The organism is Pseudomonas sp. P5_109, from assembly GCF_034009455.1.
Lineage (GTDB): Bacteria > Pseudomonadota > Gammaproteobacteria > Pseudomonadales > Pseudomonadaceae > Aquipseudomonas.
Genome location: NZ_CP125380.1, coordinates 2,746,363 through 2,758,998, shown reverse-complemented (window position 1 = coordinate 2,758,998; position 12,636 = coordinate 2,746,363). Strand labels below are relative to the sequence as shown.

Annotated in this window: 11 protein-coding genes; 8 read left to right on the top strand and 3 right to left on the bottom strand. The window is 57.3% G+C overall.

From position 1 onward, the window contains the following. Positions 1-39 precede the first annotated feature (39 nt). Genes QMK54_RS12570 through QMK54_RS12560 form a run of 3 tightly spaced genes read right to left on the bottom strand, consistent with a single transcriptional unit; the run spans position 40 to position 2,500 of the window. Positions 40-762, bottom strand: coding sequence for a hypothetical protein (locus QMK54_RS12570; RefSeq protein ID WP_320402613.1), 723 nt, complete (start codon positions 760-762; stop codon positions 40-42). Continuing rightward, positions 755-1,480: a hypothetical protein gene (locus QMK54_RS12565; RefSeq protein WP_320402612.1), complete on the bottom strand. Its 726-nt coding sequence runs from the start codon at positions 1,478-1,480 to the stop codon at positions 755-757. Before QMK54_RS12565 ends, QMK54_RS12570 begins: the two co-directional genes overlap by 8 nt. A gap of 9 nt (positions 1,481-1,489) precedes the next feature. Further along, complete coding sequence (locus QMK54_RS12560) at positions 1,490-2,500, bottom strand: hypothetical protein (protein WP_320402611.1); 1,011 nt, start codon at positions 2,498-2,500, stop codon at positions 1,490-1,492. Positions 2,501-2,951: 451 nt separating this feature from the next. Between QMK54_RS12560 and QMK54_RS12555 the strand changes: the two genes are divergently transcribed. From QMK54_RS12555 to tssH, 8 genes are all read left to right on the top strand, one after another. Further along, positions 2,952-3,269 (top strand): hypothetical protein, encoded by a 318-nt coding sequence (locus tag QMK54_RS12555; RefSeq protein WP_320402610.1) that lies wholly within the window; start codon positions 2,952-2,954, stop codon positions 3,267-3,269. A 516-nt stretch (positions 3,270-3,785) separates the two neighbouring features. Further along, complete coding sequence (locus QMK54_RS12550) at positions 3,786-4,538, top strand: hypothetical protein (protein WP_320402609.1); 753 nt, start codon at positions 3,786-3,788, stop codon at positions 4,536-4,538. A gap of 68 nt (positions 4,539-4,606) precedes the next feature. Further along, positions 4,607-5,140 (top strand): type VI secretion system contractile sheath small subunit, encoded by a 534-nt coding sequence (gene tssB / locus QMK54_RS12545; protein WP_007978739.1) that lies wholly within the window; start codon positions 4,607-4,609, stop codon positions 5,138-5,140. Positions 5,141-5,150: 10 nt separating this feature from the next. Continuing rightward, positions 5,151-6,653 carry a type VI secretion system contractile sheath large subunit gene (gene tssC / locus QMK54_RS12540; protein ID WP_110658471.1) on the top strand — a complete coding sequence of 501 codons (1,503 nt, stop codon included), beginning with the start codon at positions 5,151-5,153 and terminating at the stop codon, positions 6,651-6,653. A gap of 25 nt (positions 6,654-6,678) precedes the next feature. Then, positions 6,679-7,161: a type VI secretion system baseplate subunit TssE gene (tssE, locus tag QMK54_RS12535; protein ID WP_320402608.1), complete on the top strand. Its 483-nt coding sequence runs from the start codon at positions 6,679-6,681 to the stop codon at positions 7,159-7,161. Beyond that, complete coding sequence (gene tssF / locus QMK54_RS12530; protein WP_320402607.1) at positions 7,161-8,993, top strand: type VI secretion system baseplate subunit TssF; 1,833 nt, start codon at positions 7,161-7,163, stop codon at positions 8,991-8,993. The genes tssE and tssF overlap by 1 nt, the downstream gene beginning before the upstream one ends. After that, positions 8,957-10,018, top strand: a complete 1,062-nt coding sequence (tssG, locus tag QMK54_RS12525; RefSeq protein ID WP_223595984.1) for a type VI secretion system baseplate subunit TssG — start codon at positions 8,957-8,959, stop codon at positions 10,016-10,018. Before tssF ends, tssG begins: the two co-directional genes overlap by 37 nt. Further along, positions 10,015-12,618, top strand: a complete 2,604-nt coding sequence (gene tssH / locus QMK54_RS12520; protein ID WP_320402606.1) for a type VI secretion system ATPase TssH — start codon at positions 10,015-10,017, stop codon at positions 12,616-12,618. Before tssG ends, tssH begins: the two co-directional genes overlap by 4 nt. The last annotated feature ends 18 nt before the right edge of the window (positions 12,619-12,636 follow it).

Sequence of the window (12,636 nt, the reverse complement as noted above, 5' to 3'; positions counted from 1 at the left end):
AATCAATATTCGGGCTACTGCCGCATTAACGCTTGGCAGTCAAGAACCTGTGGACTGGCGCAGGGAACCCATCCATTTAAATAACCGACCCAGCCACCAGCGGCTGCGGGCTTCGCGTATTTCGTCGATTTGCATGAAGGTGTAGGGCGTGGACATTTTGCGCTCTCGGATACGTAGGGTTCGGAGACCGCGGATGCTGTGGCGTAAGTAAAACAACATAATTACAGAACACAGCGTGCAAAGTACCACCGCAACCATGCCGCCCGTGTCTGCACCCACAGACTTCAGAAACACGCTGCCTGTGAGCGTCGTCACACCGGAAATTAATCCGAGATTATAGCTCTTGGCGCTCACAACTTTTTTTGGCCGGCCTGCAACCCTATTGCCTACGCATTCGAAAGGAAAAAACGATTCTTTACTATAAAAAATCACTACAAATACCAAAAACACGATGATAATCGGTGTTATTCCAATGGATACAGACCGAAGATCACCCCTCCCAAAAAAATCTGAAGCGATCAAGTACGCCAAACAGCCGGCAATATAAGGAAAAGTAATTACCCCAACCAACAACACCGCCGTCAGAAACACAACAAATCTCTCACAGCAGTAAATCAAATACAGACTGAAGCCAAAAGAAATAACGACAAGAAATAAATACCACCACCAACCTTCATAGGTTAATGGTCCAAAAACACCAAAAAAGGCAACTGCAACGACGTTAATCCAGCCGCCCTTTTTTATAGTTTGTGCATTAATCATGAGACTCGCGCAAAGAAAGTATCCACTTAAAAAACCTGCCCAACCACCAGCGGTGGCGGGCCTCGCGAATTTCATCAATTCGCATGAAGGTATAAGGGATCGGCATACTACGTTCTTGGATTCGAAGGGTACGAAGACCACGGATCGTGTGGCGAAAATTGATCAGTAGTGCTAAGCAACCAAGACTCCCAACCAAAACAATAACGACTTCACTCGTCAACGCATCAACCGACTTAAGAAACATACTACCCGTCAAGGTCGTCACACCAGCGATAATACCAACACTGTAAGCACTTTGACTTTTCGCTACCTCTCGTAAAGCAACCTTTAAACCTGCACATTCAAATGGAAAATGCGCTGACTTCGTAAGCACTATCGCATAATATACGAGCACCACGGAGACTATCGGCACTAACCCCATTGTAACAGCCTCAAAGCTCGCCGCACCCCAAGTGCCCGATGCAGACAGGTAAGCAAAACTACTAAACAAATAGGCAAGCGTACCAACAAGACTTAAAAAAAGCGTGGAGACATAAAATGTGTATCGCTCACAAAAATACACCAAATACAGGACAAAACCTAATGCAACAACAACAACAAATAAATATACCCACCAATAACCTGGGATTCCAGACGATCCAAAAGCACCAAAAAAAGCCACCATTATAAAAGCAATCCAAGGCCCTTTTTTAATAGCATCCGCATCTGGGTTAAACATAATAGATATTCACTTTGTTAGAAAATCCCCAATTTGTTTATCAGCACCGCTTTTGCTCATGACTGACTGAACCACCATTCCACCTGCCCATCCAAGCATCAAAACAACAACTAGCGGTGCTGATGCCGAGGTCAACGCAATAGTCACAATGACGCCACCAGCAAACGCCGCTATATTAGTAGGCTGACTATAAGCAGACTTCTTGTAAAATTCGTCCATCGTTGTCGAGCTTGAATAATCTAGATACGCCTGCGGCCCAATGGCTAACGCCACCCCCACCGTATTACCCGTCATAAACTTGAGGCCACCCGTTGCGCCTCCGGCGTGGAGCATGGCACGCTGATTAAGTGCCCCCTTCGTTCCATAAGCCGGGAGATGAGCTACTTGCGCCCCAACCTGACTGAGCACCTTATAACTTTGTGCCTGAGCAGTAATCGGCACTTCAAAATGCAACTGCCCCGCAACCCGAATCAGTTTTATCCGGCCCTTGAAGGCTTTTTTAGCCGAGGTCGAGCTCGCTGTTCCACGACTATTGGCCCACTTGATCAGCTTTTTCTTGTCGGCCGCGGAGAGATCCAGCAAGTCTACAACCGACTTCGACTTGGAAAATGCTGCCACGCTGGTACCGGCACTGACCAAGGTCCCAGGCAAGTTCGCCGGAGAAAACATCAAGTCCCCTATCTCCGGGATTGATTGGGCGGCTTTTTGCAGTTCTTTCAGCGCCTCAACGGAAACATTCGCTGCCGTACCCAGGTTCCTGATTAACGAACGCAGCAACTGTAAGGACTCTTGCGCCTCACTCGGCGACATATCCAGCTCGGGCGAAGCCAGTTCATGAGCAAGAAACATCGCCGCGTTGTAATCGCTGGTCGCGTAGTAACCGGCAAAATTTTGTGGCATCGGAAAAGACCGCGAGGCGATCTCGCTGGGAAATGAAAGATTGCCGCCAGCAATCAATCCGGCTTGCTGGCGCGTTCCACGAGGGTTGGCCACTGTGCAGGGTAAAAATCTTTCATCCATGTTCCTTTCTCCTGATACCGCCTTCCCGAAAAGATCTTCGGCAAAACCAACTCCGTGCAACAACCGACGAACTTTTCATGAGCCATGCTCCGCTCAAAGAGCATTGCCCCATCAACCATCACGAAAAAAAACCGCTGTTGCGATTGTCTTCCTGAATCACAAACGGCGGATAATGACCCGTGGGTGCGACAACCACCATGCGGATAAAGTGCCGAAGGAATTCAACAAAAATAGAACTGCGTCACATTTTTTAATCGCCACCTGAGCACGTGCGAAAGGAAACACCTATGCAACACCAAGTGTCAAGCCGGTATTTTTAATTCGGGAATCCATCATCTGCCGAAACCATTGAATTGGCTGCATCTCCGAACTATCTGACAGACACATCCCACAAGTAGTGGCAAGCAGACATCATTGTACCAAGCAATAAAACCCAGAAAGATCCGTTCCCATGGATACCGAAAAACTGAAAGAAAAAACCCTGAAGCTACGGTCGGCCATCGATGCATTGAAGGCAATGGACCCTGCTGTAACTAGACTGGATCAAGAGCTGGCGCCCCTGATGGACAGGGCTGATCGTGGTCAAATCCGCACGCCTCTGGAGTGGCGAGATATTCCTGGACGCTTTCTGTTCACTGAAGACGGCTTGCAGCAATACGCAGAACTTGAGTTGGCTTTTGCCGAGTTTAAAATCGAACTGACTGGCGGAGAATCCCCGACGCTACTCCGACTGAAAGCCCAGATGGCTCGGTCGTCCGGAACTGACTGACAAAATCCGCGAAAAGAACGCCTGCCGCATTCCCGCCACGCGCCAATGCCATCATCCCCTCCCGATTAATATGACACTTGCACTGCAATAACTCCGTAAACACCAATCAATCCCGACCTGGGTGAACCGGTTCACCTTTTTCAAATTATTTTCAATTAAAAATTGGATCCACAACCTGCCTGAAACCATTGAATTAACTGGGTTTCAGAACTATCCGACAGACACTTCCCACAAGTAGTGGCAAGCCGACATCATTGCGGCATGTAACAAAAACGAGAAAAAATCCGCTCCCGAATGAACTTTTCCATACAACGTGTTGCCATACACGACGTTACTGGCAACTCAATATCCATATGCCAGCATCACACTCTCGGTTATTCCCGGCAGTGTGTTTTTTTTGATGTCGAACAATAGCAATCACCTCTCGTGGACGAGTGTTCCCTCGAGAAATCAGTCACTCGACATGCCCCGGTTTTTTACCCAGGAAGGCATGGAGTGTTCAAGGACGATGTACCGATGACCCAGACGTTTTTTGATGTTGAAGCATTGATCAAGCTGCGAAGCCAGACCCGGGCCATTTCCGATGCGCTCAAGGCGCAGGCCTCGGATTATCTGGCGACCCTGGCCTTGCTGATTCGTCCACAGGCGTTTTTCGGTGAGTACCTGCAGGGCGCGCAACGCAGCAGCGGGCGCGAGACCCAGCACCACTTCAAGGAACTCAAGGAGCTTTACGATCGCATCGGCTCGGCCGCTCCGTTCCGGTTGGTCAACGAACTCGAAGTGCCCCTCAACCTGCTCAGTACCACTCCGCAATTGTTTGCGCTGGAGTACGACAAGGTGCTGTCCGAAAGCGGTCAATCCATTCGCATCACCAGCCCCGTGCGCTGGGTGGTCGGCTTCAGTTCGTTCGACCTGGCGCGTTTTCGCAGTGTGATCAAGGACCCCGATCGCAGCAGCGCCGAGTTGCACCGTTTCGTCGTGCATTACCTGGTGCTGTTCTACTGCCTGAGCAAGTCACCGGGCCTCGGCCGCTTGCTCGAAGGCCTGCGTTTTCCCGTCAGTTTCGAACGTTTGAAGGACTTCGGCGACCTGCCCTTCTGCGTGATCAGCTCGCCTGTTCGTTCGCAATTGCCCGACGAAGCGGTGATCCGCAGCAGCACCCAGATCGCCGGCAACACCAGCTTCGAAGAGCTGGTGGGCCACGCCAACATCATGGAAATGAACGATGAAATCCGTCAGCGCCTGCTGCTGACGATCGAAGGAATGTAACGCGCTCGGCCACCCATTGAACCGACACGCAAACGACTTGCAGCGAATTGTTCGCACAGGAGATCACGATGGCGAAGAAGGAAAGTACCCAGCACAAACTCGACCGCGTTCGCGCGCCTCGGGTCCATATCACCTACGACGTGGATATCGGTGACGCTCAGGAAAAGAAAGAGCTGCCCTTTGTCGTCGGTGTGCTGGGCGATTTCTCCGGCAACCCGCTGGAGCCGCTGCCGAAGCTCAAGGACCGCAAGTTCATTTTCATCGACCGCGACAACTTCAACGGTGTGCTCAAGGGCATCAAGCCGCGCCTGACCTACCGCGTCGACAACACCCTGGCCAAGAACGGCACGCAGCTGGGCGTCGAGCTCAACTTCAATGCCCTCGAAGACTTCGAACCGCAGAACGTGGTCAAGCAGGTCGAGCCGCTGCGCAAGCTGCTGGAAGTGCGCAACAAGCTGGCGGACCTGCGCAACAAGATGGGCGGCAACGACAAGCTCGAAGAGCTGCTGATGGACGTGCTGCAGAACACCGAGAAGTTGAAAACCCTGGGCAAGGAATTCGGTCGCGAAGCCGCCGTTCCAGCCACCGACGGCAAAGCGTAGGAGCCTGACGATGAACGACAAGCAAACCGTGACTCAACAGGACAGCACGCTGGTGGAAGTGGACAGCTTCACCGCGCAATCCTCGTTGCTCGACAGCATCATTTCCGAAAGCCGCGTGGCCCGCTCCGAGACCGAGCGCACCCGCACCCGCGACCTGATCGGTGAATTGGTCAACCAGATCCTCGAAGGCGAAATGACGCCGAGCAAGGACCTGATCGCCGTACTCGATGCGCGCATCGCCGAGATCGACGCGATGCTCTCCGAGCAGATGAACGAGATCATGCACGCCAGTGAGTTCCAGCAGCTGGAGTCCTCCTGGCGCGGCCTGAAGTATCAGGTGGACCAGACCGAGACCAGCACCACGCTGAAGATCCACTTGCTCAATGCGTCGAAGAAAGACCTGGTGCGCGACCTCAAGGCCGCTTCCGAATTCGACCAGAGCGCGCTGTTCAAGAAGATCTACGAAGAAGAATACGGCACCTTCGGTGGTGCACCGTTCGGCATGCTGCTGGGTGACTACGAGTTCAACCGCAGCCCGGAAGACATGTACCTGCTCGAAGAGATTTCCCACGTCGCCGCGGCGGCCCACGCACCGTTCATTTCGGCGGCCTCGCCCGAGCTGTTCGGCTGGGATTCGTTCACCGACATGTCTGGCCCAAGGGACCTGGCGAAGATTTTCGACACCGTCGAATACGCCAAGTGGAAGTCGTTCCGCGCCTCCGAAGACTCGCGTTATGTCGGCCTGACCCTGCCCCACGTGCTCGGTCGCCTGCCTTACGGCCCGGATACCACGCCGGTCGAGGAATTCAACTTTGTCGAAAGCGTCGATGGCCGCGACCACAACAAGTACCTGTGGATGAACGCCGCCTACGCGCTGGGCACCCGGGTCACCGATGCGTTTTCCCGCTACGGCTGGTGTGTGGCGATTCGCGGTGTCGAGGGTGGCGGCCTGGTGGAAGGTCTGCCGACCCACACGTTCAAGACCGATGACGGCGAAATCGCCCTCAAGTGCCCGACCGAGATCGCCATCACCGACCGCCGCGAGAAAGAGCTGTCGGACCTCGGTTTCATTCCGCTGGTGCACTGCAAAGGCACCGACTATGCCGCGTTCTTCGGCACCCAGTCGGCGCAGAAGCAAAAACAGTACAACACCGACATCGCCAATGCCAACGCCCGGCTTTCCGCGCAGTTGCAGTACATCTTCGCCACCTCGCGCATCGCCCACTACATGAAGGCGATCATGCGCGACAAGATCGGCAGCTTCGCCTCGCGCAAGGACGTCGAGATGTTCCTCAACAAGTGGCTGTCGAGCTACGTGTTGCTGGACGACACCGCGAGCCAGGAAGCCAAGGCCAAGTTCCCGTTGCGCGAAGCCCGCGCCGAGGTGTTCGAGGTACCGGGCAAGCCGGGTGTGTACAAGGCCGTGACCTACCTGCGCCCGCACTACCAACTGGACGAGCTGACTGCTTCGTTGCGCCTGGTCGCTGAATTGCCGCAATCGACCCGCGGCTGATCGGGCACATTGCCACGGAGGCACCATGACCAGTCAACACAAGCTGTTGCCATCACTGCTGGACCGATTGCTGGACGATCGTCCGCATCAGTCCAGCGAAGCGTTATCGCAACGCTTGTGTTCGCTGGCCGATTACAAGGCCAGCATCGTTCGCGACCTGGAAATCCTGGTCAACACCCGCCAGTCCCTGGTCGCCAACGAGCTGGAGGGTTTCGTCAACCTCAGCGGCAGCATCCTCGACTACGGCATGCCGGACTTCACCAGTCGCAGCGTGCTTGATCCGAAGGATCGCCTGTTGATCCAGCGGCAACTGGAGAAAGCGATCACGGTCGGTGACCGGCGCTTTCGCAGCGTCAAAGTGCAACTGCTCGCCCAACAGACCGGCCAACGCATGCTGACCTTTCGCGTGGACGCGGTCCTGCGCCTGCAAGACGTCACCCGTCAGGTGTCCTTCGACGCGGTGCTGCAGGTCAACACCCAGGAATACAAAGTGCAGAACCTCAACTGATGCTCGACGATCTGCTGCCCTACTACGAAAAGGAACTGTCGCACCTGCGCTTTTTGGGCCAGGAGTTCGCCAGCCAGTACCCGAAAATCGCTTCGCGGTTGCTCATCGAGGGCGATAACTGCGAAGACCCGCACACCGAGCGCTTGATCGAAGCCTTCTCGTTCCTGTCGGCGCGGGTGCACAAAAAACTCGATGACGAGCTGCCGGAAATCGTCGAGTCGTTTCTCGAGGTGCTGTACCCGCACTACCTGCGCCCTACCCCGTCGATGTCGATCGTCGAGTTCAACCTGGGCAAGCAGGAAAAAGTCACCGAAGCGTTCCGTGTGCCCCGGCATACCGAAATCAGCGCCAACCCGATCGATGGCGTGGTGTGTAAATTCCGCACCTGCTATCCGGTCGAGCTGTGGCCGGTGTCGGTGCAACAGGCGTCGTTCATCGAGATGGAACGCTCGGCGTTCAACGGTCACAGCGCCGACCTGGTCGCGCGCTTGCGCATCGGCCTGGTGGCGACCTCCGACGTGCTGTTCGGCAAGCTGGAACTGGACCGCCTGCGCTTCTTCCTCGACGGCGAAAGCACGTTGATGCTGCAACTGTACGAGCTGCTGTTCAACAATTTGGCCAAGGCCACGCTGAGCTTCGAAGATCAGGGCCGCACCCGCGAGGTCACCTTGCCGGCCAACTCCCTCAAAGCCGTCGGTTACGGTCTGGACGAAGGCCTGGTCGACTACTCAGAGCGCTCGTTCCTCGGTTATCGCCTGCTCCACGAGTACTTCACCTTCCCCGACAAATTCATGTTCTTCGACCTGTCGGGCTTTGCGCGGATTCTGGCGGGCAAGGACGTCGAGAAAGTCGAGATCAACTTCTACTTTTCCGACTACGACCTGAGCGACCGCCTGGCGCGTCTGACGCAGAACATCGGGCGCAATAACTTCAAGCTCAATTGCACGCCGATCATCAACCTGTTCCGCCAGCAGGCCGAGCCGATCAAGTTGACCCACGCCCAGCACGAGTACGCGGTGACGCCGGATGTGCGCCTGCAAAGCTCGGCGGAAGTGGTGTCCATCGATCGCGTGCGGCGGGTGCGCAAGGTCGGCGGTATCGATCAGGTCGGCACCTGCCATCCGTTTTTCGAGCCCCGTGGCGATCAAGGCCCGGGCCAGAGTTTCTGGATTGCCCGGCGCCGCGCGGTACAGACCGGCCAGCGCGATGGCTCAAACGTGTTTATCCGGGTGGTGGATCGTGAGCTGGGGCTGATGGAGGCCAACAACGATACGTTGAGCATCCGCCTGACTTGCAGCAACCGCGACCTGCCCCTGATGCTGCCGTTCGGTGGCGAACGCGGCGATTTCAATATCCCGGGCAATTCGGTGATCAAGGACATCCGCTGCCTGCGCAAACCCACCGCCACCGCTCGTGTGCCGCTGGGCAACGGCGTGATCTGGCGGCTGATTTCGCACCTGTCGCTGAACCACATGTCGCTGGTGTCCCGTGGTCGCGAAGTGCTCTTGGAACTGTTGTCGCTCTACAACTACCGCAACGTGTCGGCGATCCGCAAACAGATCAACGGCATCGTCTCGGTGAGCAGCGAACCCGTGGTCGCGCGCATCGGCCACCCACGACCGAACTTCGTGCGCGGCGTCGGCATCACCCTCAATTTCGATGAAAGCCAATACACCGGCAGCGGTGTGTTTTTGTTTGGCATGGTGCTCGATCACTTCTTTGGTCAGTACTGCTCGATGAACAGCTTTACCCAATTAACCCTTCGCAGCTTGCAGCGCGAAAAGAGAGTCGTCCAATGGCCACCGCGAACCGGCGATCAACCCCTGGTCTGATCGACCAGGCAAGGGCTGAGCCGCACCGATTCGAGTTTTTCCAATTGGTGCGCCTGCTTCGCCTGCATTACAGCAGAACCGGGCGCATGGACCTGGAAACCCGACCGCACGAAGACCCTTTGCGTTTTCGCTCGCAGCTGTCGCTGAACTTCCCGGCCAGTGAAGTCAGCGATCTGCAGTTCGAGCGTGACGGCAAGGTGTCCGTGGCCGGTCTGCCGCTGTCCGAAGTGCAAGTCACCTTCATGGGCCTGGTCGGGCCGTCGGGTGTGCTGCCGCGCCCGTACACCGAGCTGTTGATCGAGCGGCACATCCAGTACCGGGATGACGCGGCCCACGCGTTCCTCGACATTTTTTCGCACCGCATGACCACGCTGTTCTACGAGGCCTGGCAGAAGTACAAGTTCTACATCGAGTACGAACGCAACGGCACTTCGGATTTCGACCGCTACCTGCTCAACCTGGTGGGTTTCGGCCCCGAGGCGCAGAAGCAGAAATTCGACAAGCAAGGCTCGCCCCTGCGCCGCGAATTGTTCAGCTATTTCTCCGGCCTGTTCGCCCAGAAACCACGCAACGCGTTGAACCTTGAAGCGATGCTGACTTTCTATTTTTCCCTGCCGTTCAAGGTCAAGCCGTTTGCCGGTCGCTGGCTGAAGCTCGATGCCAGCCAATGTACGCAGCTGGGGCGCAAGAACGCCGTGCTCGGGCAAAGCGCCGTCGCCGGCAACCGGGTCTGGGACTATCAGTCATGCGTGCGCATCGAGCTGGGCCCACTGGAGCTGGCTGACTATCAACGCTTCCAGCCAGGCACCGAGGACTACCAGAAACTGGTGGAACTGGTGCGTTTCTATGTCGGTGCGGAACTCGATTTCCAGTTGGCGCCCAAGCTCAAACCCAAGGCCGTGCCGGTCGCCCGCCTGGGCAGCGTTTCGCTGGGCCGGCTCGGTTGGCTCAAGCGACCAGGCGTCGACGTCGAACCTTCGCGCTGCGCCCTCTTCCACATTCCTTTTGATGGGGTCTCCCTGTGAACCTGAAGTCCCTGTTTGCCAAGCTGAACGACACCAGCCGCGCCGCCACTGAAAGCGCCGCGGCGCTGTGCCTGTCGGAACACCACTACGATGTCGAAATCGAGCACCTGTTGTTGCAATTGCTTGACAGCTACGACAATGACCTGCCGGCCATCCTGCGTCATTACGAGGTAGTGCCTGAGCGCTTGCAGGCGCAACTGGTGACGGCACTGGGGACGTTCAAGAAAGGCAATACGCGCACCCCGGCGCTGTCGCCGCACCTGACCCGCATGATCGAACAGGCGTGGGTCCTGGCCTCCATCGAGTTCGGCCAGGCACAGATCCGCACCGGCCATCTGTTGCAGGCCCTGCTCGATGACGATGAGCTGCGCCGGGTGGTGATCGCTGGCGCCGCCGAGCTTGAAAAAATCAACGCCGACGACTTGCGCCTGAACCTCAATGCGTTGGTTGAAGGCAGCGCCGAGTCGAAACAGGCCAAACCACTGGGCTCTAGCGAAGTCGCCAGCGCCAGCACGGTAAAAGGCAGCGGCAAGACCCCGGCCCTCGACCAATACACCGTCAACCTCACGCAAAGCGCTCGCGAAGGCCGGATCGACCCGGTGCTCGGTCGCGAGTTCGAAGTGCGGCAGATGGTCGACATCCTCACCCGCCGCCGCCAGAACAACCCGATCCTCACCGGTGAAGCCGGCGTCGGCAAAACCGCCGTGGTCGAAGGCCTGGCCCTGCGCATCGTTCAAGGGGACGTGCCGTCGGTGCTCAAGGGCGTCGCCATCCACACCCTCGACCTGGGTTTGTTACAGGCCGGTGCCGGTGTGAAAGGCGAATTCGAAAACCGCCTCAAGTCGGTGATTGAAGAAACCAAACGCAGCCTGCACCCGATCATTCTGTTCATCGACGAAGCGCACACCCTGATCGGCTCGGGTGGCCAGGCCGGGCAGAACGATGCCGCCAACCTGCTCAAGCCAGCCCTGGCTCGCGGCGAATTGCGCACCATCGCGGCGACCACCTGGGCCGAGTACAAGAAGTACTTCGAGAAGGATGCCGCCCTGGCCCGCCGCTTCCAGGTGGTGAAGGTCGAGGAGCCGGACGAAGACAAGGCCATCCACATGCTGCGCGGCCTGTTGGCCAAGATGCAGGAACATCACAAGGTCACGGTGATGGACGAAGCGCTGGTGCAGGCCGTGCGCCTGTCCAATCGCTACATCACCGGGCGCCAGTTGCCGGACAAGGCCGTCAGCGTACTGGACACCGCCTGCGCCCGGGTCGCCCTGGGGCAATCGGCACAGCCGGGGCCGCTGGAAGACTGCAAGCGCCAGATCGACAATTTGCAGGCGGAAATCTCGGTGCTTGAGCAGGAAGCCGCCAAAGGCAGCGACCATGCTCGCCGCCTCACCACTCTGAATGCCGAGTTGCTGAGCGAACAGCAGACCCGCGATGCCCTCGAACAACAATGGCAACGCGAGCTGCAACTGGTGGAAAAACTCGGCGCCCTCAGCCACCCGGAGAATCAGGCACCGGATACCCAGGAGATTGCCGCGGTGCGCGCCGAGCTGGCCAGCGTCCAGGGTGAGCAACCGCTGGTGCATGCCCTGGTGGATGGCGGCACCATCGGCGAAGTGATTTCCGGCTGGACCGGCATCCCGCTGGGCAAGATGCTGCGCGACGAAATCGAAACCGTGCAGCGCCTGCCGGCGTTGCTGGGCGAACGGGTGCTCGGCCAGGACCACGCACTGCAGGAAATCGGTAAGCGCATCAAGATTTCCCGCGCCCGCATGGAAGACCCGAACAAGCCGATCGGCGTGTTCCTGTTGCTCGGCCCGAGCGGCGTCGGCAAGACCGAAACCGCACTGGCGCTGGCCGACACCCTGTACGGCGGCGAGCGCAACGTCATCACCATCAACATGTCCGAGTACCAGGAGGCCCATACCGTCTCCAGCCTCAAGGGCTCGCCGCCGGGATACGTCGGTTATGGCGAGGGCGGCGTGCTGACCGAAGCGGTGCGACGCAAGCCGTACAGCGTGGTGCTGCTCGATGAAGTGGAAAAAGCCCACCCGGATGTGCTCGAACTGTTTTTCCAGGTGTTCGACAAAGGCGTGCTGGATGACGGCGAAGGTCGCGAGATCAACTTCCGCAATACCGTGATCATCCTCACGTCCAACACCGGCACCGACCGCATCATGCACTGGTGCCTGAACGCTGAGCAGCAACCGACACCGCAAGACATCGTCGAAGGACTGCGTGACGAGTTGAACCAGGTGTTCAAGCCCGCCTTCCTCGGCCGCCTGACCATCGTCCCCTACTACCCGGTCAAGGACGCGATTCTTGAGCGCATCGTCGCGCTCAAACTCGAGCGCATTCGCCAGCGCTTCGAGCGCAATCATCAAGCCGTCCTGAGCTATGACGAGGCGCTGGTCAAGGCCATTGCCTCGCGCTGCACGGAAGTCGACAGCGGCGCGCGCAACATCGACAACATTCTGTCCAAGACCCTGATGCCGGAACTGGCGCAACGGGTGCTGGAGCGCATGGCGCAGGACAAACCGATTCAGAGTTTGAACATCGAGTTGGGCAGCGACGGCGATTTCGCCTATCGCCTGATCTGATCGGGCATTTACAGGTAG